This window comes from Thiohalocapsa halophila (assembly GCF_016583825.1).
GTDB classification, from domain to species: Bacteria; Pseudomonadota; Gammaproteobacteria; order Chromatiales; family Chromatiaceae; genus Thiohalocapsa; species Thiohalocapsa halophila.
This window is the reverse complement of record NZ_NRRV01000042.1, coordinates 1-21,227: the sequence shown is the minus strand read 5'-3', so window position 1 is coordinate 21,227 and position 21,227 is coordinate 1. Positions and strand designations below refer to the sequence as shown.

Here is a 21,227-nt window from a genome sequence, read left to right as displayed (position 1 = left end):
GCCCAGACTCGGCCTATTGCCATAGACTTTCAATGGATATAGCGCTGTAAACGCCCGGATTGCCGAGCGGCTGGCTGCACTCGGCATTCAGGTGTCGGAGTCGCAGATCCTGGCGCCGCCGGCCGCCGCCTGCGCCTGGCTTCAGGCGGAGGGGATCACCGACATCGCACTGTTCGCCCCCGAGGCAACCGCGGCGGACTTCGCCGGCATGACGCTGCTGCCCGCGGACGCCGAGCAGGGCGCGGGTGCCGTGGTGGTGGGGGATCTCGCGCAGCGCTGGAACTTCCAGACCCTAAACCGCGCCTTTCGGCTGCTGGTGTCCAGGCCGGCACCAAGGCTGTTGGCCCTCGGCATGACCCGCTACTGGCACGCCCCGGCGGGCCTGCAGCTGGACACCGGCCCCTTCGTAGCCGCGCTGCAATACGCCGCCGGCATCGAGCCCGTGGTGCTCGGCAAGCCGGCCCCAGCCTTTTTCGACGCGGCCGTTGCCGCGGTGGGCAGCTCACCGGGTCAGACCCTAATGATGGGCGACGACATCCGCGGCGACGTCGCCGGCGCCCAACGTGCCGGCCTCAAGGCCGCCCTGGTGCGCACCGGCAAGTTCCGGCCGACGGACCTGCACGGCGACATCCGCCCGGACGCGGTGCTGGACTCGGTGGGCGACCTGCCGGCGTGGTGGCAAAAGCATGAGCGCTGAGCCGGCACTCCCCGCAGCGACTCCTCAGGGCGCCCGGCCGCTATTGCGGTTCTCCCGCGAGAGCTTGGGCGTGACCGCTAGTCTGGGTACAGGAACGCGGGCCCTGAGGTTTCCCGACAACATCCGGTTGGGCGTCACGGCGACACGCAGTGGGAGTGCCGCCTTTCAGCCGACTTCGCGCACCGGGGACTCGAAGGCCCCAGCGCGTGACCTTCAACGGCACGGCAAAGCCGGACGATCCCCCCGCGCCGCTGGACGGCCGCGAGCGCATGCGCCCTCGTACCAGCAAGGACCACGCCGACGCGGCATCGGCCCGCGACGGCGACGTGGCCGGGATTCCGAGGCTCGCTTCCCGTCGGAAAGCCGCATCAAGCCGCTGCGTTTTGGCTGCTAGATCTGGGGATGCCTCAGGGACTGGGCCAGTTCCCGTTCCAAAGCTGACACACGCGTTTCCACACCCGCCCCGCCGCTTACGGGCAACAGCGGCGCTTTACGATTTGCTGATATCCTGGGACGGAAAGCGAGTACTGACACGCGAAGACGTCTTCCGCCCTGCTGCCGAGCCAAGCGCTAGCCTGCCTGATCTCCGAGCAATCGGAAGCGCATTTTGGAGAGTGGACGCGCGATGTCTAGTCTGCTGCCGACGCCGCTCGTCCATCGAACAGCATCGCCAGGGTCCGCTGATCCGGCAGGCCCGTCGCGGCGAGGTCCCGCTCCGCTTGGAACCGCCTCAGGGCGTCTTTGGTCGCCGCGTCGAGCGCGCCGTTGATCGGGCCCGCATAGAGTCCGGCGTCGGCGAGGCGTTGCTGTGCGCGACGCAGCACCTCGGCGTAGACGTAGTCGGTGCCTGCGTCCGTCTCATACTCGACCACCGCCGAGCGGGCACGCAAGCGCTCTTCCCCCAAGGCGTTCACCAGCAGGGCGACGACCCGCACGAATTGGGCGTCTCGATTCTCCTCGCACACGCTCGCCAGCCAGGCGGCCAGCATGCCGGTGGATTGCCAGGGCACCAGGTCGAAGGTGTCGTCCTCGTAGCGGTTGCTGGCACTCAGGTAGCCGTTCATCCAGCCGCCGAACTGGTGGTACTGCGGGGACTGGGCCTCGCGGGCGGCCAGATAGTCGGCACAGCTCTGCAGGCCGAGGCCCTTGATGGCGAAGTGGCCATCGGCATCGGCCGCATGGGCGGGTGGAACAAGCAACAGGCTGGAAGCCAGGGCGACCGCCATGGCGGAAATCGGTGAAGGCATCGAGGACTCCAGGGTGGCCGGCCGGCGCCGCACCCGTCGGCGGGCGTCGACCTAGACGCTGCGCACGCGAAGGGCAGTGCGAGCCTCGGCCCGACCTGCGCCCGGTCGCGGCGGGGACGCCGCTCCCACCGGAGCTGGCTCGCGGTTCAGTCATGATGAGGCCGGTCGGCGGACGCAGCGAAGCGGTACGGTAGCCGTGGCAGCGGGCCAAGCGTCTCTGTGTGCAGGCAACGGGCGAGAGCCCGCAAAAAACCGGGCGACGACCTCTGCCGAGGACCGTCGCCCGTCGTCTGGGCACCGGCATTGACTGCCGGTGCCGATGGGTTGCTAGGTCGATCAGGCCGAGCGGCGGCGGCGCCGGATCGCGGCGAAGCCGCCGAGACCCAGCCCGAGCAGGGCCAGGGTGCCGGGCAGGGGCACCTTTTGGTCCAGGGCGTCGAGGTCATCGGCCCAAACATCTCGCCCGTACTTCGGGTTGGTCACGCCATACACGTTTTCGGTAGCCGTGCCGCTCCGCACCGTCGCCAAGCCCAGCCACTCCGCGGCGGTAAAGATGCCAGGGGCGCCACCACCGAAGCAGGCGGTGCCATCAGGCAGGCTGCCCGAGCACGGCGTGGTCAGAACGTCGCCCTCCTCGATGGGGACACCAAAGATGCTGTCGTTGGTGCCGATGATGGCCGAGCCGCGGCGCACCGAGAACAGCAGCATGTCCGTCAGGCCGTTCATCCAGTCGAAGGGCACCTCCGACTTCTGATAGCCGTCGACACCGTTCTCCCAGAGCTTGAGGGCATCGAGATCGTCGGTATCGGCGCCGTCCGGGTCCAGGCCCAATGCGGTTGCCGCTGCATACAGCTGCAGCGCGCCGCCGGGATCACCGGCCGGGATGCCGCGCAGCACGTCACCACCGACGAAGCCGTTGGCCGCAGCGGTGCCGTAGTTCGGCGGCGCAGCAGCTGCTTCGAGCGGGTCCGCAAAGGCCGAGTCGAGGGAGAGATAGACCCAGCTGCTGCGGTCTGCCAGCGTCGTGTCGAAGTCCACGGCGTCCAAGTTGTCGCCAAGATCCGGGAGTTGTTGCCGTACGGTGGGTGCGTTCGGCTCGATCAGACCCACCCCGGGTGCGCCGCTCGGAGGCTCGCCGTCACCGTCGGTGAAGGCGTAATTGGTGCCTACCGTCGGGGGGCCCATCGGCAGCAGGGGCTTGGGCTGTGACATGAACGTATCGGCGGACGCCTGCTGATTGCCGAGGGCGCCCTCGGTCCGCACCGCAGTGCCGGGCTGGCCGATGGCGAACTCGTCGACCGAGAAGACGTAGTGGGGACGATGCTTCTGCTGGTCCGGGAAGGGCGTGTCCATCGGATCGCGGCCATAGGAGAGCGCGTCGAGCTCCCCCCAGCCGTTGGCCGAGTCGAGCCCGGGAGCGTTATCGATATTGAGACCCGGAACAGAGCCAGCCGGTGGGTTGGCAATAAACATCCCCGGCGGAGCAGAAAGAGCGGGAGGATAGCCAGGCGGGTGTGGCCCTGGGGCGACAGACGGGTTCTCGGGTGTGAGGATATCGGTACCCCGAATCGGGATGTCGTAGAAGCTGTCATCCTCACCGATGGTCGGTCCTTGGACATCGATGGAGAAGGTCATTGGCTGCTCTGGCGACGGATAGCCAGCCGGCAGCAGCGACGCCTGGGCGGCACCGCCGGCGAGCGCCAACATGATCATGGCGGGGAGCGGTGCCAGCCGGGCTGGCGTGGTGCCGGCGGCTTGTGGAGAAAATCGGATCATCATCAAGCTCCGTAGTGCGATGGATCGGACTCGTTCCTACGACCACCCGCCGGTCAATCACGCAGCCTGCATTGGCGGTGGTCCTGGTTCATGACAAGCTTCAGGGCAGGGCTTGCAACACGCCCCTTTGCAAGCAAATCCCGCGCCATACGTGGCTGTTTTTGTAAAAAGTCTTTCCCAATCAGGGCTTAAGGTTACATCCCAAAAATGGTGCTCGCCGCTCAGAACGGGGAGGCGCGCCGATTTGTAAAAGAAGCTTTACACCGCCGCGAAGAAGCCGGCTACCCAAGCGCATGCATGGTGACGGCAACCACCACATGCTCGGCCGAACGCGTCGCGCTGACAGTGGCATGAGCCCAACAGAGCCATTCACCGCGGCGATCACGCACACCGATTCGCGGCTGCCTTGCGCTTTCGGCGCGCCGCAGAATCATCTCTATTCCTCTGAAAAAACAAATTTTCTTTTGGCATTCTCGTCGCTACAGTGCCGCAGAATGGGTAGACCAAAGTCGTCGCCCCGCATGGTGCCTGATACTGTAAAAAACTTGGACATCCGATCGCGCATTTCTGCGGATGACCGGCCGCGATCACGCTGCCGCCGCCCCTCAACGCCGCCAGAACGCCGGCGTCAGCAGCACTAGGACGGTGAAGATCTCAAGCCGACCCAGCAGCATTGCAAAGCACAGAATCCAGATGCCGGGGTCGTGCATGTCGAAATAATGCGCGCCGACGGTGGCGAGACCGGGCCCCAGGTTGTTCATGCAGGCGGCTACCGCTGAGAACGAGGTCAGGAGGTCCAGCCCAGTGGCTGCCAGCGCCAGATACATGATCACGAATGTGGCGACATAGAGCGAGAAAAAGCCCCAAACGGCATCGATGACGCGGTGGTTGACGACCTTGTCGCCGACGCGCACGGGCAGCTGGGCATTGGGGTGGATGAGCCGGCCGATCTCGCGCACGCCCTGTTTGATCAGCAGCAGGAGGCGGATCACCTTGATGCCGCCGCCGGTGGAGCCGGCGCAGCCGCCGACGAAGGCCAGGAACAGCAGCGTGATCTCGATGAACGGCGGCCAGGTGTAGAACTGCGCCGTCGTGAAGCCGGTGGTGGTGCCGATGGACACCACTTGGAAGAGTCCCTGGATGAACGCCTCGTCCCAGAAGATATAGGTGTTGGTGTAGAAGAGCGCGACGGTGACGATGCCCGTGGTGGCCGCAAGCAGCAAGATGTAAAAGCGGAATTCGCTGTCCTTGGCATAAGCGCGGATATCGAGCCGGCGCAGCGCGACGAAGTGCAGCGCGAAGCTCGCGCCCGAGAGCAGCATGAACACCACCGCCACCATCTCGATGAGGGTGCTGTCGTAATAGCCGATGCTCGCGTCATGGGTGGAGAAGCCGCCGATGGCGACGGTGCTGAAGGCGTGGCCGATGGCGTTGAATGGCGACATGCCGGCGGCCCAGTAGGCGAGCCCGCAGGCCACGGTAAGCCAGATATAGATGAGCCAGAGCGACTTGGCCGTCTCCGTGATGCGCGGCGTCAGCTTGGCGTCCTTCATGGGCCCCGGCATCTCGGCACGGTAGAGCTGCATGCCGCCGACGCCGAGCATCGGCAGCACGGCCACCGCCAGCACGATGATGCCCATGCCGCCGAGCCATTGCAGCTGCTGGCGGTACCAGAGCACCGAGTGCGGCAGCTCGTCGATACCGAGAATGACCGTGGCCCCCGTCGTGGTAAGGCCAGACAGGGACTCGAACACCGCGTCCGTCGCCGACAGGTCCGGCTCCGGCGACAACAAGAAGGGCACGGCCCCGGCGAAGCCCAGGGCCACCCAAAACAGCACCACCACGAGAAAGCCGTCCCGCAGCCGCAGGTCCTCGCGGACCCGCGCCACCGGCAGCCAGATGAGGAGCCCCGCGCCGAGCAGCACCAGAAAGGCGTAGACGAAGGGCATGCCGCCGCCGTCGCCGTAGAACAGTGCCACGACCACCGGCGGCAGCATGGTCACGCTGAACACCATCAGCAGCAGGCCGAGCACCTTCTGGACCGTTGCGAAGTGTTTCATGGAAGAAGGGCCGAGGTGCGAGGGGCGAGCAGCGAGGGACGCGGCAGCGCGGCGACGCCCGGCGCACTGCTCTGCCGGGGTGCGCGAGCTGGGCGGACTGGTGTCGGGCTTGCCTCGTGACTCCTTACTCGATACGCGATACTCGATACCGAGCGGGTCGGTGGTCGGAGCCCGGGTGTCACAGCAGCCCTGCTCCTAGAAAAACGTGACACCGACTTGGAACAGCTTTTCCACCTCCGGCACCCGCAGCTTGTCCTGAAGGAACAGGATCACGTGGTCCTCGGATTCGATGACGGTGTCGTGGTGGGCGATGATGACCTCGTCGCCGCGGACGACGGCACCGATAGTAGCGCCCTTGGGCAGCTTGATGGCCTCGATGGGCCGGCCGACTACCTTGCTGGAGCCCTCGTCGCCGTGGGCGATGGCCTCGATGGCCTCGGCGGCCCCCCGGCGCAGTGAGTGCACCATCACCACATCGCCGCGGCGCACGTGCTTCAAGAGGCTGCCGATGGTGGCCTGCTGCGGCGAGATGGCGATGTCGATGGGGCCCGCCTGCACCAGGTCCACATAGGCCGTCCGGTTGATGAGCGCCATAACCTTGCGGGCACCCAGGCGCTTGGCAAGCATGGCCGAGAGGATGTTCGCCTCGTCGTCGTTGGTGACGGCGCAGAAGACATCGGTGTCTTCGACGTTCTCCTCCAACAGCAATTCTTCGTCCGCGGCGTCGCCGTGCAGCACGATGGTGCGCTCCAAGGCCTCGGCGATGTGCTTGCAGCGGTCGAGATCCTGCTCGATGACCTTGACCCGGTAGCGCTTCTCGGTGGCGCGGGCCAGGCGCGTGCCAATATTGCCGCCGCCGGCGAAAATGAGCCGCTTGTAGGGCTTGTCCAGCCGCCGGAGCTCACTCATGACCGAGCGGATGTGCTTCGGCGCGGCGACGAAGAAAACCTCGTCGTCGGCGTCGATAACGGTGTCGCCCTCGGGCTGGATAGCCCGGTCGTGGCGGTAGATGGCCGCCACACGGGTGTCCACGTGCGGCATATGGTCATAGAGGGTGCGCAGCTCATGGCCCACCAGCGGCCCACCGTAGTAGGCCCGCACGGCCACCAGGCGCACCCGCCCGCCGGCGAAGTCCGTCACCTGCAGCGCGCCCGGGTTCTCGATGAGCCGCAGGATGTAGTCCGTCACCAACTGCTCGGGACTGATGCGCACGTCGATGGGCAGCGCGCCGGGCCCGAAGAGCTTGTCCTGCTCCATGAAGCCTGGGGCGCGCACCCGGGCGATCTTGGTGGGGGTATGAAACAGGGTGTAGGCCACCTGGCAGGCGACCATATTGGTCTCGTCACTGTTGGTGACGGCGATGATCATCTCCGCGTCCTCGGCCCCGGCGCGGGCGAGCACGTCCGGGTGGGCACCGTGCCCCTGGAGCGTGCGCAGATCGAAGCGGTCCGCGAGCTCGCGCAGGCGCCCGGTATCGGTGTCCACGACGGTGATGTCGTTGGCCTCGCTCACCAGGTTGGCAGCCACCGAGGTGCCCACCTGGCCGGCGCCAAGAATCAGTATTTTCATGGATCAGGGCTGAGGGCTGAGGGCTGAGGGCTGAGGGGGGGCGGACAGGCAGCGCACAGGCAAGCGCCCTGCCCTCAGCCCTTGGCCCTCAGCCCTTGGCCCTTGGCCCTTGGCCGATCGGGCGCAGCGCCAAGTCATCTGCGCTCCTTAATCTCGATGCCTAAGGAGCGCAGCTTGCGATACAAGTGCGTACGCTCCATCCCCGCCTCCTTCGCCATTTTGGAGACGTTGCCGGCGTGCTTCTCCAGCTGGTACTCGAGGTACGCCTTCTCGAACTGCTCCCGGGCGGAGCGCAGCGGCTGGTCGAAGGAGACCATGCCCTCCAGCGGTTGTGTCGGCACCGGGGGCGCGGAGCCGAGCGCTGCCTCCACCTCGGTCTGGGTGATCTCGTCGCCGGCGCCGAGGATCAGCACCCGCTGCACCAGGTTCTTCAGCTCACGCACATTGCCGGGCCAGCTGTAGTTGCGCAGGAAGTTCTGCGCGCCGACGCTGAAGCGCCGATACGGCAGCTTCTCGTGGGTGGCGAAATAGTCCACGTAGAAGCTCAGCAGGTCCGGAATGTCCTCGGCGTGCTCGCGCAGCGGTGGCACCTGCAACGGCACCACGTTCAGGTGATAGAACAGGTCTTCGCGGAAGGTGCCGGCGCGGACCTCTTCTTTCAGGTCCCGGGATGTCGCCGCGATGATGCGCACATCGATGGTGACGGGGTCGCTGCCGCCGACGCGCAGGAAGGAGCCCGTGTCCAGCGCGCCCAATAGCTGGCCTTGGACCTCCAGGTCCATGTCCGCCACTTCGTCCAGCAGCAGGGTGCCGCCGGCGGCCTGCTCCAGGCTGCCGTAGTGCAGGTGGCCGTCGCCCTCGCTGCCGAAGAGCTCGCGGGCGGCATTGCCGCGGGTAATGGCGGACACGCCGAGGTCCACGAAGGGCCGCTCGCGCCGGGCGCTCTGGGAGTGCAGGAAGCGCGCGAAGGTCTCGCGCCCGCTGCCGGGCTCGCCGGTGATGAGCACCCAGGTGTCGTGCTGAGCGATGCGCTTGACCTGCTCGCGCAGACGCTGCATGGCCGCGGAGCGCCCGGCCGGCTCCTGCACCAAAGGTGCGCGCCGGCGCAGCCCGACGTTCTCGCGCTCGAGCTTGTCCGCCTCCAGCGCCCGCTCCACGGTCAGCAGGAGCTTGGCCATCGACAGCGGCTTTTCGAGAAAATCATAGGCGCCGAGGCGGGTCGCCTCCACGGCCGTCTCGACGTTGCCGTGGCCGGACATCATGATCACCGGGCAGGGCAGGCCCTCGTCTTCGTCCCACTCCTTGAGCAGGCTGATGCCGTCCAGGTCCGGCATCCAGATGTCGAGCAGCATCAGGTCCGGGCGGCGATCACGCAGGGCGTGCCGCGCCGCCTCGCCGTTCTCGGCGCTGGTGACGGCATAGCCCTCGTCTTCGAGGATGTCCTGCACCGTCTCGCGGATGTCCGGCTCGTCGTCCACGACGAGGATGTGGGTGGCACTCATGTCTCTCCTATCCGCCGCAGCGGCCTCGACGACGCAGCGCTGGTATCGCGCCAAACGGGAAGTCTAGCCGTGAAGCGCGCGCCATGTGCCGCATTCTCCGCCGTGATGATACCGCCGTGCTCTTCAATTATCTTCTTGACGATGGCGAGCCCCAGCCCGGTGCCCTTGGCCTTGGAGGTCACATAGGGCTCGAACAGCCGGTCGAGGAGCTCCGCGTCGACGCCGCCGCCGTTGTCCTCGATGGCAACCTCGATGGACGGCGTCTCGTCGTTGAAGGCGTATTGCGTGGAGACCCGGATACGCCCGTCATCACGGCCCTCCAGCGCCTCGATGGCATTCTTCAGTAGATTGTGCACGACCTGGCGCAGGCGCTTGGAGTCGCCGCGGACCTTGGCCTCCGGCGCACCGAGATCGGCGTCGATCCGCACTTTGGCCCCATGGTAGAGCTCCAGCACCTCGGTGATCAGGGCATCGACGGCAAAGGGCTCGTCCTGGATCTCCGGCGCGCGTGCATAGTTGGCGAAGTCGTTCACCATGGCCTTCATGGCCTCCACCTGCTGGCCAATGGTGTGGGTGGCGCGGTCCACCACACGGGCTTCGGCCTCCGGCAGCTTGGCCAGCAGTTTGTGGCGCAGGCGCTCCGCCGACAGCTGGATGGGCGTCAACGGGTTCTTGATCTCGTGGGCCAGGCGGCGCGCTACCTCGCCCCAGGCGGCATCGCGCTGGGCGCGTATGAGCGTGGTGATGTCGTCGAAGACCACGACATGCCCGCTGCCGGTGCCGTCGTCGGTGACCGCCGGCAGCGGACTGCCGCGGCACATGAGCACCTGGCGGCCGTCGCCGCCGAGCAGGGTCACCTCCTCGCGCCACTCGGTGGCGACCATCACGTGCCGGCGCACGGACTCCGCCCAGGGTCCGAGCCTGCCGTAGGTCCGCTCCAGCTCGCCGAGCGCCAGACCCTTGTCCTGATAATCCGGCAGTCGCAGGATATGGCGGGCGGCGGGGTTCATGGTCATGAGCCGCAGCTCGCCGTCGAGGGCGACGACGCCGCTGGAGAGCCGCCCGAGCACCGTCTCCAGATAGGCGCGCTGCTCCTCCACGGCGCGCTGGCTGCGCGCGGCCTGATCCCGTGCCTGGGCGATGCGCCGGGTCATGGCGTTGAATGACGCCACCAGGAAGGCCAGCTCGTCGTCCTGGGACGGCAGCGGCAGGCGCTGCTCGTAGTCGCCGTCGGCCACGGCGCGGGTGCCGCGGGCGATGTCGGCCACCGGGCGCACGAGCCGCTGCGCCGTGCCGAAGGCCGCGAGTAGCGCCGTCAACAAGCCGAATACCAGGACCAGCGACAGGGTCAGCGAGAAGCTCAGCTTCAGCGAGCGGCGCAGGTAGGCGAGCTCCGTGTAGCGGTTGTAGGCGTTCTCCAGCTTCGAGGCCAGCTCGTCGATGCGCGCCGAGGTCGGGAAGATGGCCTGCATCAGCATGCGCCGTGCACGCGGGTCGGTGACCACCACCCGCACCACCAGCTGGCCGTCCTCGGCGGGCTCCAGACCGACGTAGTCCACACCCATGCGCACGCCCTGCATCACCTCGCGCCCGGGATGATTCGGCACCAGCTGGGTGGGGTCGTCCATGGCCGTGCCCATGACCTGCCCGCTGGGCTCGAACACCGTGAGCTCCAGCGCCCCGGCCTGGCGGCGCAGCTCGTCCAGGGTCAGGGTCAGCGCCGTCGCCGAGCGGTCCTCGATGCCGGCAAGGATCTGCTGGCTGTACTTGAGCAGCACGCGCTGATTCAGGTCCAGCGAGGCCTGGTTCAGCGCCAGGGCATCCTCCATGGCACTGTCGATCTCCACGTCGAACCAGCTGTCGATGCCGCGCAGCAGGAAGCCCAGGGAGTAGTAATAGACCACGCCCACCGGCAGCAGCGAGATCAGCGCGAACAGCAGCACGATGCGGGCCGTGAGCCGCGAGCCGGGGGCACCGCCGCGGCGCTGGCTCACCAGCCGCAACACATTGACGCCCACCATCACCACCAGGGCGAACAGCCCCAGCAAAACCACCAGCAGCAGAGGCACGAAGGCACGGCTCAGGGCGTCGGAGTTCTGCACGGCGCTGCTCATCAAGTGCAGCGCCACCAGCAGCGCCAGCAGCAGCACGCCGACAAAGAAGGTGCCCGGGTGCTGCCAGACCTTGCGTGGTGCCGGTTTCTGCGGGTGGGGCTTGGACGGCGGCGCGTCCTGCCGGTGCTCGTGCTGAGGCCCCTGGCGCTGCGACCCCTGGCGCTGCGGCTTCAGGGGGTCAGCGGCCATTTGGTCCACTTGCTGGACTGCTTCCAGGACGGATACAGATAGGCAATGGGCCGCAGCGGCAGCGGCAGCTCTTCGATGTCCAGGGACACCCGGAGCTGTACCTCGTAAGCCGTGTCGGGCTCCAGCCGCTCCGAGCGCAGCAGCGCCAGGTCGCGAATCTCGCCGAGGGCGGCGAGCGCGGCATCGCGGGTGACATAAGTGCGCCCGCGCTCACCGGGCAGCTGCGAGACCAGATACCGCTCCGAGAGCGGCTTGTAGCGGATGCGGTAGCGCAGACGCAGGTCCACCAGGCTCTCCTGCCAGATCCAGGCATCCGCCGGCCGCACCCGAATATGCACCTCCACGGTGAGCGGGACGCCGTTCTCCAGGGCTTCCAGGGCGCGCTCGCTGAAGGCGTAGCGGATATTCGCATCCATCAGGAAGGTGCCTTCCTCCAGCCGGGTCTCCACGCGCTCCACGTCGAAATCGCGCGCGCTCGCCTCGGCCGCGCCCACCAGCAGCATGAGCGCGGGCAGCAGGACTGCGATGCGCCAATGCCTGTGGCGCCTCATGGCAGGCGCTCCAGCAGTGCGAAATAGAAGCCGTCGCCGCCCTCGGCGGTGGGCAGCAGCTGCACGCCGGGCGCACAGGGCAGCGCCTCGCCGATACCCGTCGGCAGGGTGAGCGCCAGCTCCTGGGCGTCGGCCCGGGCCGCGAGAAAGGCCCCCACCCGCTGCTGGTTCTCCTCCGGCAGCACCGAGCAGGTGGCATAGAGCAGTCGCCCACCGGGGCGCAACAACGGCCAGAGCGCTGCGAGCAAGGCATCCTGCGTGGCCGCCAGGGCCGGGATATCGGCCTCCCGCCGCAGGTATTTGATGTCCGGATGGCGGCGGATCACGCCCGTCGCCGAGCAAGGGGCATCCAGCAAAATGGCGTCGTAGGGCGCGCCCGGCCAGTCGGCGGCGGCGTCGCGGGCGTCCGCCGCCAGTACCCGCGCGCTGAGCCCGAGGCGGGCCAGATTCTCCCGCAGCGGCGCCAAGCGCTCGGCGTCCACGTCTACGGCAGTGAGCGAAAGCTCGCCGCCGGCGTGCTCGAGCAGGTGCGCAGTCTTGTTGCCCGGTGCCGCGCAGGCGTCCAGCACGCGCTCCCCGGGTTGCGGGTCCAAGAGTACGGCGGCGCACTGAGCGGCGGCGTCCTGCACCGAGACCCCTCCCTCGGCGAACCCCGGCAGGCGCTGCACGGGCACCGGCGTGTCCAGCAGCAGCGCCGTGTCGAGTCCGGCGAGGGGCCGGGCAGCGATGTCGGCGGCGGCGAGGGCCTCTGCATAGGCGGCGCGCGGCTGGCGCAGACGGTTTACGCGCAGGGCCATGGGCGGGTGCTGATTGCTAACGGCGACGATGCGCCGCCAGTGCTCGGGCCAGGCGGCCTGGAGTCTTTGCACCAGCCAATCGGGCAGCAGGGCGGGGTCGTCCAGGGCTGTGCCGACCCGGCCGAGCAGCTGCTCGCGCTCGCGTTGGAAGCGTCGCAGCGCGGCGTTTACCAGACCGGCCGCCCGCGCACGACCGAGGGCGCGGGTCGCATCCACCGTGGCCGCCACAGCGGCGTGGGCAGGGATGCGGGTGGAGACGAGCTGGTACAGGCCCACCGCCATGAGCGCATTCAGGATCCGGTCGGCGCGGCGAAGGGGCCGCGCCAGCAGTATAGCGATCAGGGCCTCCAGCCGCGGCAGCAGGCGCAGGGTGCCGTAGCAGAGCTCCGCGAGCAGCGGCTGATCGCGCGCGGGCACGGTGGCCGCCGCCTGGGCGAGCGCCGCGGTCAGGGAGCGGCCCTCTACGCGCACGGCATGCACCACGCCAGCGGCGGCAGCGCGCAGCTCGGCGCCCGGGGCATCCCCCTGCCGCGTCTGCGCGCCCTGCCCGCGGCGACCGCGACGCCCCGGCGCACCGCGGCGTGTCGGCTCAGCCAAGCAGGACGCCGTCCACGCGGCGGGCGTTCAGGAAGTCGCGGGCGGCCATTCGCCGTTTGCCGGGCGCCTGCAGCTCGGTGATACGCAGCACACCGGCGCCGGTGCCGACGTCGATGCCGGCGGCACTGGTCGCCAGCACCCGCCCAGGCTCGGCCGGTGCTGCGTCCGCCGCCGGCAGCGCCTGCGCGGCCCAGATACGCAGCACCTCTTCACTTAGACGGGCTTGGGCGACGGGCCAGGGATTGAGCGCGCGTACGGCGCGCTCGATGGCAGCCGCGGGTCGGGTCCAGTCGATGGCCGCCTCGTCTTTGATGATCTTGCGGGCATAGGTGGCGGCGGCATCATCCTGGGGCCTGGGCACGGCGCTGCCGTCGAGGACCCCCGGCAGCGCGGCCATCAGTGTCTGCGCTCCCAGCGCCGCGAGCCGCTCCGTCAGGCTGGCGGCGGTATCGTCGGCGGTGATGGGCAGCGGCGCCGAGCGGTACACCGGGCCTGTGTCGAGCCCCGCCTCCATGCGCATGATGCTGATGCCCGTCTCGGCGTCGCCCGCGAGCAGCGCGCGCTGAATCGGCGCGGCCCCGCGCCAGCGCGGCAGCAGCGAGGCGTGGATGTTGACACAGCCGCAGCGCGGCGCGTCCAGCACTGCTTGGGGCAGGATCAGTCCGTAGGCGGCCACCACCAGCAGATCCGCATCCCTGGCCGCCAGCTCGGCCTGGGCCTGCGGGTCCTTGAGGGAGGCGGGCTGCACCACCGCGAGATCCGCCTCCAGCGCGCGGCGCTTGACCGGTGACGGCTCGAGGCGGCGGCCGCGACCGGCAGGCCGGTCCGGCTGGGTGTAGACAGCGGACACCTCGTAGGGACTCGTGATCAGCGCGGACAGCGCCGGCACGGCGAACTCGGGCGTGCCGGCGTAGAGGATGCGGGCCGGTGTCATGGCGATGTGGGTGGGGCGGTCTCAGTGGCTGGGTCGTCCATGGGTGAGCGGCGCGGCGCTGTCTGTGGCGCTTCTTGTAGGGACGCGACGAGCGCAGACGCTCCGCGCTTCGGGAAGGCGGCTGCGCAGGGCCCGGGGCCAGCGGACGGGCCCGGATCTGGCCGGGTGCGGGCCGTGGCAATCGACCGGACTGTCGCCCGCAGCCGGCGGCCTCGGCCGCTGCCCTCAGATGGCCTGCCGGCGGTTCGCGGCGGGAGCCGGCGTGGCCTGGCGGCGCTCCTTTTCCAGTCGCTTGCGGATGCGCTGGCGCTTCAGCGACGAGATGTGATCGACGAACAGCTTGCCGTCGAGGTGGTCGATCTCGTGCTGGATGCACACCGCCAGGAGCCCGTCGGTCTCGAGCTCGAAGGGCTCGCCGTCACGGCCGAGGGCGCGCACCGTCACGCGCTCCGCCCGGGTGACGGGCTCGAAAAAACCGGGGACCGACAGGCAGCCCTCATCCATCTGCTCTTCGCCGCTGCGCTCCAGGATCTCCGGATTGATCAGGCACAGCGGTTGATCCTTCTCGTCGGAGGTGTCGATGACGATGACGCGCCTTGGCACGTTCACCTGGATGGCCGCGAGGCCGATGCCGGGTGCCTCGTACATGGTCTCGAGCATGTCGTCCACGAGCTGGCGGATGCTGTCATCCACCTGCTCGACGGGCTCGGCCCGCCGCCGCAGGCGCTCATCCGGGAAGGTTAGGATTTCCAGTTTGGCCATGACGTTACAGAACTGTGGTGATTCGCAAATACAACCGTTGCGGATTGGGCTAATATGCGCATGATACACCATCCGGCAGCGAGCCCGGCACTGGGACCGCGTCGGAAAAAGCCGCGGCACCAAACGCTTGCAGCCCGAGCGTGGGTGTGCTCGGTACATGCCCGCATGGCCCCGCCCGCTCGCGCTCCAGCCGCTGGCCCACAGCCACTGGGCCAACCGCGGGAGGGCCGCCCACAGGAGGCGCAATGCCCAGCCAGCCCAACGCCCACCGAGCGTCCGCAGTGCCGGCGCGAAGCTTCCAACGCCGGCGCTCGGCCATCGCCTGCGCGCTGGCCTGTCTCCTGCTGCTCGCCGCGACCGCAGCCATGGCGCAGGGCCCGCTGCGCACGGACGCACCGGATCGCTACGTGGTGCAGCCCGGAGACACCCTCTGGGGTATCGCTGAGCGCTTCCTGAGCGAGCCCTGGCGCTGGCGCCAGATTTGGCAGGCCAACCCGGGCATCGCCAACCCGAGCCGAATCTACCCCGGCGACGTGCTGGTGGTAGACCGCAGCAGCGGCAGCCCGCGTATCCGCAAGGCTCATGGTGGCGGCGGCCTGCGCACGGTCAAGCTCTCGCCCCGGGTACGGGTGGAGGAGCTGGACCGGGAGATTCCGACCATCCCCGTCAACGCCGTCGCGCCCTTCCTGTCACGACCCCTGATCACGACGGCGGAAGAGATCGACAGCGCCCCCTATGTCGTGGGCTTTCCGGAGGAGAAGATCATCGCCGGCCTCGGCGATACCCTGTTCGTGCGCAGCATCACCACCACCCGCAACGACCGCTGGGACGTGCTGCGCCCGGGCCGCGCGTATCGGGACCCGGACACGAACGAGCTGCTGGGCTACGTCGCCACCTCGGTGGCCAGCGCGCAGCTGGAGCGCCTCGGAGACCCGGCGACGCTGGTGGTCACGCGCTCGCACAAAGAGGTCGAGGTGGGCGACCGGGTGCGCCCGGCACAGGACGAAGAGCCCATCCGCAGCTTTTTACCGCGTCCGGCCACGGCCGGCATGCGCGGCAGAATCATCGCCGTGCTCAATGGTGTCTCCCAGATCGGCCAGTTCGACGTGGTGGCCCTGAACCGCGGCCGCCGCGAGGGCGTCGAGGTAGGCACCGTCTTCGCGGCCTACCAGGGCGGCGAGCTGCGCCGCGACCGCGTCCAGGCGCGACGCTCCGGCTGGAACTGGCGCAGCGAGACGCCGGCCGACACATCTTTCTGGTTCGGCGACTGGGAGCTCGACGGCTGGAACCGCGGCCGGCCCGATCCAAACGCGCCGCTGCCGCTGCACCGACGCGCATCACGCGCCGACGGCCAATTCATCGTGCCGGACTCCCGCACCGGCGTGGTCATGGTGTTCCGAACCTTCGAGAAGGTGAGCTTCGCGCTGGTCATGCGCGCCAATCAGGCCATACACGTCGGCGAGGTAGTCGCGCCGCCCCGTTCCCTCTGAGGCCTGCGTCGCTTTCGGGAGCCGCAATCACCGCGAGGCAAACGATGGCAAGCACTGGCACCCATGCCCGGACTCTGGGCGACGCCGCAGCCCGCCGGAGGCGGCGCCGACGCGGCTGGAGCCGCATCCCGGCGCCCCGCCGAGCCGGGCGCAGGGCCCGCGCGCCGGTGTCGCAGCAGATGGCGTGGCCATGACCCCCGCCTCGCGCGAGCACCTCACGGACTGGCTGGCGCTGACCCTGGCACCCGGACTCGGCCCCAGACGCATCGGCCAGCTGGTGGAGCGCTTCGGCAGTGCCGCCGGGGTGCGCGCGGCGGGCCGCGGCGCACTGGCGGAGGCGGGCGTATCCAACGCCGCGATTGCCGCCCTCGACAGCCCAGACCAGAGCCGCATGCACGACGCCCTGGCCTGGGCCGATCACGCCGGCGCGGACTTGCTGACCCCGGAGCTGGATGCCTACCCGCCGCGGCTGCGCGAGCTGCCGGCGGCCCCGCCGCTGCTCTTCGTGCGCGGCGACAAGGGGCTGCTGAGCGAGCCGCAGATCGCCGTCGTCGGCAGCCGCAACCCCACCGCCGGCGGCGCCGAGACGGCGCGCGACTTCGCCGGCTACCTGGCCGGTCTGGGGCTGGTGATCACCAGCGGCCTCGCCCTCGGCGTGGACGCCGCAGCGCACAGGGGCGCACTCGACACCGGCCGCACCGTCGCAGTGCTCGGCACGGGACCAGACCGAGTCTACCCCGCCGCCCACCGCGACCTGGCTCGACGCATCGCCGCCGACGGGGCCTTGGTGAGCGAATTCCTACCCGGCACCGGCCCGCATGCCAGCCATTTTCCGCAGCGCAACCGCATCATCTCCGGGCTCAGCCTCGGCACCCTGGTGGTCGAGGCCGCAGTCGGCTCAGGCTCGCTGATCACCGCCCGGCTCGCCAGCGAGCAGGGCCGGGAGGTCTTCGCCATCCCCGGCTCCATCCACAACCCGCTCGCCCGGGGCTGCCACGCCCTGATCCGTCAGGGGGCCAAGCTGGTGGACAGTGCCGATCAAATCCTCGAAGAGCTCGGCGCCCAGCTCGCAGCCTACCTGGACGACAGCACCGCCAAGAAAGGGCCCACGCCCGCCACGCAGCCACATGCCGAGCGTGGACTGGACGACGATCACCGCCGGCTGCTGTCCTGCATGGGGTATGATCCCATAGCGCCGGATGATCTGATTGCCCGCACCGGCCTTCCGGCCTTCGAGATCGCGTCCATGCTGCTGTTGCTGGAGCTGCAGGGGCATGTGGTCTCCCATCCCGGCGGTCGCTATAGCCGCAGCGGGCCGCCGCGGCACTCATCGGCCGACGCTTGAGCAAGCCCCTGGCGCACAGCCATCACCACCGACTCGCCGGCGCCTTGCACCGCGCCGGCGCCGCAGATCCACAAGCAAGTGCCAACACTCAAGGAGTCAGCATGAACGAGAGCATGGTCGACGTCCTGATCTACCTCTATGAGAACTATTTGGACGGCCAATCGCGCCCGCCCGTCGACCAGGACGAGCTAGAGACCGAGCTCTCGCGTGCGGGCTTCTCCAACAGCGAGATCGTCCAGGCCCTGACCTGGCTGGACGAGCTCGCGAGCCGCATGGACACCACGGAGTATCCGCCGCGCACCGCCGGCGCCATGCGCGTGTACTCCACCGCCGAGTGTGCCAAGCTCGACATCGAGGCGCGTGGGCTGCTGCTGTTTCTGGAGCAGAGCGCGATCTTGGACCCTCTGAGCCGCGAGCTGGTCATCGACCGCGCCATGGCCATTCAACAGACCGCGGTGACCGTCGACGAGCTGAAATGGGTGGTATTGCTGGTGTTGATGAACCGCCCGGGCCGGGAATCCGCACACAGCCAGATGGAAGAGCTGATCTACAGCGACGCCCCGGCACAGCTGCATTAGGCAAGCGCTGAGCAATGCAGCGCTCGTCCTCTGGGGCAGACCGGCGGGGCAGACCCGTGGGGCAGACCGGGAAAGCGCCGGTGCGACCTTCCCGCGCAGGCGCCACGCCGGACCCGAGTCTCCCTGCCGGCGCCAGCCACCAGGCAGCACAGAGGCGATGCCGCGGCCCTCACACCGCAGCGCCCGCCGCTTTGGGCACGGCTTGATACCGCCTTGCAGCCAGCCCCACCTTGACGCGAGCGCAGCGTTTCGTATTTCCTAGGCCGCCCGTCGATCGCGCTCCGGAACCATCATGCACCTCGTCGTCGTCGAATCCCCCGCCAAGGCCAAGACCATCAAGAAGTACCTCGGCCCCGAGTTTGAGGTGGTGGCCTCCTATGGGCACGTCCGCGACCTGGTGCCGAAGGAGGGCGCGGTGGACCCCGAGTCCAACTTCGAGATGAAGTACCAGGTCATCGACCGCAACGAGAAGCACGTCTCGGCCATCGCCAAGCTGCTGAAGAAGGCGGACGCGCTGTATCTCGCGACGGACCCGGACCGCGAGGGCGAGGCCATCTCCTGGCACCTCTACGAGCTGCTGCACGACCGCAAGCTCATCGGCGAGCGCCCGGTGTACCGGGTCGTCTTCAACGAGATCACCCAGCGCGCCGTCAACGACGCCGTCGCCCATCCACGGGAGCTTTCCACGGACCTGGTCAACGCCCAGCAGGCGCGCCGGGCGCTGGACTACCTGGTGGGCTTCAATCTCTCGCCGCTGTTGTGGAAGAAGGTGCGCCGCGGGCTCTCGGCCGGGCGGGTGCAGAGCCCGGCGCTGCGGCTCATCGTCGAGCGCGAGCAGGAGATCGAAGCCTTCCAGAGCCAGGAATACTGGACCGTGGAGGCGGACGCCAGCGCCCCGGACGAGAAGCTCGGCACCAAGCCCTTCAGCGCCAAGCTGACACAGTTCGGCGGCGAGAAGGTGGAGCAGTTCACCATCACCGACGAGAAGCGCGCCCGGGAGGTCGAAGCCGCGCTGGTGCAGGCCGCCGGCGGCGCCCCGGGCGGGCAGCTCAAGGTGGAGAAGGTCGAGCGCAAGCAGCGCAAGCGCAATCCGGCGCCGCCGTTCATCACCTCCACGCTCCAGCAGGAGGCTGCGCGCAAGCTCGGCTTCACGGCGCAGCGCACCATGCGCACCGCCCAGCAGCTCTATGAAGGCGTGGACATCGGCAACGGCGCCGTCGGCCTGATCACCTACATGCGCACGGACTCCGTCAACCTGGCGCAGGAGGCCTTGGCGGAGCTGCGGGACTTCATCGCCGCGCGCTACGGCGCCGAGAACGTGCCGGAGAAGCCGCGGGCGTTCAAGACCAAGTCCAAGAACGCCCAGGAGGCGCACGAGGCCATCCGCCCCACCTCCGTACACAACGACCCGAAGGCCATCAAGCAGCACCTCACCGCCGACCAGGCGAAGCTCTACGAGCTGATCTGGAAGCGCACCGTCGCCTGCCAGATGGCCCATGCACTGATCAACCAGGTGGCCGTGGACCTCTCCGCCGGCGCGGGCAACGGCTTCCGCGCCACCGGCTCCACCGTCGCCGAGCCCGGCTTCATGCGCGTCTATCTGGAAGGCCGCGACGACGCCACCACCGCGGACGACGACGAGGAGCGCATGCTCCCGGACATGACCGAAGGCCAGCTGGTGGACCTCCAGGCCATCCGCCCGGAGCAGCACTTCACCGAGCCGCCGCCGCGCTACAGCGAGGCGTCGCTGGTGAAGGCGCTGGAGGAGCTGGGCATCGGCCGCCCGTCCACCTATGCCTCCATCATTTCGACGCTCCAGGAGCGCGAGTACGTGGTGCTGGAGAAAAAGCGCTTCCTGCCGACGGACGTGGGCCGCATCGTCAACAAGTTCCTCACCGAGTACTTCACGTCCTACGTGGACTACGACTTCACGGCCAAGCTCGAAGACGAGCTAGACGCCGTCTCCCGCGGCGAGGAGGACTGGATCCCGCTGCTGGAGCAGTTCTGGAAGCCCTTCAAGGACCGCCTGGAGCACACCCAGGAAAACGTCGACCGCAGCCAGGTCACCCAGGAGGCCCTCGACGAGCAGTGCCCCGAGTGCGGCGGCCAGCTGTCCAAGCGCCTGGGCCGCAACGGGCTGTTCATCGGCTGCACCAACTATCCCGAGTGCAAGTACACCCGCAACCTGGACGAGGGCAAGGGCGAGAAGGAGGAGCCGCAGATCGTCGAGGACCGCAGCTGCCCCGAGTGCGGCTCGGAGCTCGCCGTCAAGCGCGGGCGCTACGGCAAGTTCATCGGCTGCACGGCCTATCCCAAGTGCCGCCACATCGAGCCGCTGGAGAAGCCCGTGGACACGGGCATCCAATGCCCGAAGTGCGAGGCCGGCACCCTGCAGAAGAAAAAGTCTCGCCGCGGCAAGGTCTTCTTCTCCTGCTCGACCTACCCGAAGTGCGACTACGCCGTCTGGAATCAGCCGCTCGCCGAGCCCTGCCCGCAGTGCAACTGGCCCATCCTGACGCTCAAGGTTACCAAGAGCAAGGGCGCCCAGAAGGTCTGCCCGCAGAAGGAATGCGGCTACACGGCACCGGCCGAAGAGACCGAAGTGGAAACCGCCTCCTGAGCCCGCGGCCCATGGCGGCCGGCGTGGGGTGCGCAAAGCACAGCCTGCACACCAACAACCCGGACACCCGAGCCACAGCGCCCGAGCGCCACACCATGCGCAGCGTCGGCACCACCCCCTTCGCCCTCCGCGAGGCCGCTCGGGTCGTGAGCCGCGGCGGCGTCATCGCCTACCCCACCGAGGCCGTCTTCGGCCTGGGCTGCGACCCGCTGGACCCCGACGCCGTGCTGCGCATCCTCAAGATCAAGGGCCGGGCCATGGACAAGGGCCTGATCCTCATCGCCGCCGACCTCAATGCCCTGCTGCCGTACGTGCAAACGCTGGACGCCGAGCGCATGGCCGAGATCCGCGCCAGCTGGCCCGGCCCCAACACCTGGCTCCTGCCCGCCCGCCCCGAGA

At 68.6% G+C, this 21,227-nt stretch carries 16 protein-coding genes; 6 read left to right on the top strand and 10 right to left on the bottom strand.

Annotated elements, in window-relative coordinates:
• Window positions 1-91 precede the first annotated feature (91 nt).
• On the top strand, window positions 92-697 hold the full coding sequence (locus tag CKO31_RS26900) for an HAD hydrolase-like protein (protein WP_322789160.1): 606 nt from the start codon (window positions 92-94) through the stop codon (window positions 695-697).
• 629 nt (window positions 698-1,326) lie between these two features.
• On the opposite strand, the gene CKO31_RS16265 is transcribed toward CKO31_RS26900, so the two are convergent.
• From CKO31_RS16265 to def, 10 genes are all read right to left on the bottom strand, one after another.
• The gene (locus CKO31_RS16265) at window positions 1,327-1,944 is read right to left on the bottom strand and encodes a peptidoglycan-binding domain-containing protein (RefSeq protein ID WP_200239579.1); all 618 of its coding nucleotides are present in this window, start codon (window positions 1,942-1,944) and stop codon (window positions 1,327-1,329) included.
• Window positions 1,945-2,280: 336 nt separating this feature from the next.
• Window positions 2,281-3,651: a PEP-CTERM sorting domain-containing protein gene (locus tag CKO31_RS16260; RefSeq protein WP_200239577.1), complete on the bottom strand. Its 1,371-nt coding sequence runs from the start codon at window positions 3,649-3,651 to the stop codon at window positions 2,281-2,283.
• 674 nt (window positions 3,652-4,325) lie between these two features.
• Complete coding sequence (locus tag CKO31_RS16255) at window positions 4,326-5,780, bottom strand: TrkH family potassium uptake protein (RefSeq protein ID WP_200239574.1); 1,455 nt, start codon at window positions 5,778-5,780, stop codon at window positions 4,326-4,328.
• A gap of 195 nt (window positions 5,781-5,975) precedes the next feature.
• Window positions 5,976-7,349, bottom strand: a complete 1,374-nt coding sequence (gene trkA, locus CKO31_RS16250; protein ID WP_200239572.1) for a Trk system potassium transporter TrkA — start codon at window positions 7,347-7,349, stop codon at window positions 5,976-5,978.
• A 134-nt stretch (window positions 7,350-7,483) separates the two neighbouring features.
• Window positions 7,484-8,851, bottom strand: coding sequence for a sigma-54-dependent transcriptional regulator (locus CKO31_RS16245; RefSeq protein WP_200239569.1), 1,368 nt, complete (start codon window positions 8,849-8,851; stop codon window positions 7,484-7,486).
• Window positions 8,848-11,154 carry a sensor histidine kinase gene (locus tag CKO31_RS16240; protein WP_200239568.1) on the bottom strand — a complete coding sequence of 769 codons (2,307 nt, stop codon included), beginning with the start codon at window positions 11,152-11,154 and terminating at the stop codon, window positions 8,848-8,850. Before CKO31_RS16240 ends, CKO31_RS16245 begins: the two co-directional genes overlap by 4 nt.
• Window positions 11,136-11,705 carry a DUF4390 domain-containing protein gene (locus CKO31_RS16235; protein WP_200239565.1) on the bottom strand — a complete coding sequence of 190 codons (570 nt, stop codon included), beginning with the start codon at window positions 11,703-11,705 and terminating at the stop codon, window positions 11,136-11,138. Before CKO31_RS16235 ends, CKO31_RS16240 begins: the two co-directional genes overlap by 19 nt.
• Window positions 11,702-13,099 carry a 16S rRNA (cytosine(967)-C(5))-methyltransferase RsmB gene (rsmB, locus tag CKO31_RS16230; RefSeq protein ID WP_200239563.1) on the bottom strand — a complete coding sequence of 466 codons (1,398 nt, stop codon included), beginning with the start codon at window positions 13,097-13,099 and terminating at the stop codon, window positions 11,702-11,704. The genes CKO31_RS16235 and rsmB overlap by 4 nt, the downstream gene beginning before the upstream one ends.
• Window positions 13,092-14,033: a methionyl-tRNA formyltransferase gene (fmt, locus tag CKO31_RS16225; RefSeq protein WP_200239560.1), complete on the bottom strand. Its 942-nt coding sequence runs from the start codon at window positions 14,031-14,033 to the stop codon at window positions 13,092-13,094. The genes rsmB and fmt overlap by 8 nt, the downstream gene beginning before the upstream one ends.
• 225 nt (window positions 14,034-14,258) lie before the next feature.
• The gene (gene def / locus CKO31_RS16220; RefSeq protein WP_200239558.1) at window positions 14,259-14,795 is read right to left on the bottom strand and encodes a peptide deformylase; all 537 of its coding nucleotides are present in this window, start codon (window positions 14,793-14,795) and stop codon (window positions 14,259-14,261) included.
• Window positions 14,796-15,040: 245 nt separating this feature from the next.
• Here def and CKO31_RS16215 point away from each other — a divergent pair, with 245 nt between their 5' ends.
• The 5 genes from CKO31_RS16215 to CKO31_RS16195 all read left to right on the top strand — a co-directional run.
• Window positions 15,041-16,285, top strand: a complete 1,245-nt coding sequence (locus CKO31_RS16215; RefSeq protein WP_200239555.1) for a LysM peptidoglycan-binding domain-containing protein — start codon at window positions 15,041-15,043, stop codon at window positions 16,283-16,285.
• 190 nt (window positions 16,286-16,475) lie between these two features.
• Entirely contained in the window at window positions 16,476-17,630 is a 1,155-nt protein-coding gene (gene dprA / locus CKO31_RS16210; RefSeq protein ID WP_200239553.1) for a DNA-processing protein DprA, read from the top strand.
• A gap of 101 nt (window positions 17,631-17,731) precedes the next feature.
• Window positions 17,732-18,208, top strand: a complete 477-nt coding sequence (locus CKO31_RS16205) for a Smg family protein (protein WP_200239550.1) — start codon at window positions 17,732-17,734, stop codon at window positions 18,206-18,208.
• Window positions 18,209-18,500: 292 nt separating this feature from the next.
• Window positions 18,501-20,828 carry a type I DNA topoisomerase gene (gene topA, locus CKO31_RS16200; RefSeq protein WP_200239547.1) on the top strand — a complete coding sequence of 776 codons (2,328 nt, stop codon included), beginning with the start codon at window positions 18,501-18,503 and terminating at the stop codon, window positions 20,826-20,828.
• Between the two features lie 95 nt (window positions 20,829-20,923).
• Window positions 20,924-21,227: L-threonylcarbamoyladenylate synthase (locus CKO31_RS16195; RefSeq protein WP_200239626.1), on the top strand; the 304-nt coding region annotated here is incomplete at its 3' end.

Coding starts and splice junctions, on each gene's coding strand:
- CKO31_RS16265 (WP_200239579.1), bottom strand. CDS start 1,944: ATGCCTTCACCGATTTCCGCCATGGCGGTCGCCCTGGCTTCCAGCCTG.
- CKO31_RS16260 (WP_200239577.1), bottom strand. CDS start 3,651: ATGTTGGCGCTCGCCGGCGGTGCCGCCCAGGCGTCGCTGCTGCCGGCT.
- CKO31_RS16255 (WP_200239574.1), bottom strand. CDS start 5,780: ATGAAACACTTCGCAACGGTCCAGAAGGTGCTCGGCCTGCTGCTGATG.
- trkA (WP_200239572.1), bottom strand. CDS start 7,349: ATGAAAATACTGATTCTTGGCGCCGGCCAGGTGGGCACCTCGGTGGCT.
- CKO31_RS16245 (WP_200239569.1), bottom strand. CDS start 8,851: ATGAGTGCCACCCACATCCTCGTCGTGGACGACGAGCCGGACATCCGC.
- CKO31_RS16240 (WP_200239568.1), bottom strand. CDS start 11,154: ATGGCCGCTGACCCCCTGAAGCCGCAGCGCCAGGGGTCGCAGCGCCAG.
- CKO31_RS16235 (WP_200239565.1), bottom strand. CDS start 11,705: ATGAGGCGCCACAGGCATTGGCGCATCGCAGTCCTGCTGCCCGCGCTC.
- fmt (WP_200239560.1), bottom strand. CDS start 14,033: ATGACACCGGCCCGCATCCTCTACGCCGGCACGCCCGAGTTCGCCGTG.
- def (WP_200239558.1), bottom strand. CDS start 14,795: ATGGCCAAACTGGAAATCCTAACCTTCCCGGATGAGCGCCTGCGGCGG.
- CKO31_RS16215 (WP_200239555.1), top strand. CDS start 15,041: ATGCCCAGCCAGCCCAACGCCCACCGAGCGTCCGCAGTGCCGGCGCGA.
- dprA (WP_200239553.1), top strand. CDS start 16,476: ATGACCCCCGCCTCGCGCGAGCACCTCACGGACTGGCTGGCGCTGACC.
- CKO31_RS16205 (WP_200239550.1), top strand. CDS start 17,732: ATGAACGAGAGCATGGTCGACGTCCTGATCTACCTCTATGAGAACTAT.
- topA (WP_200239547.1), top strand. CDS start 18,501: ATGCACCTCGTCGTCGTCGAATCCCCCGCCAAGGCCAAGACCATCAAG.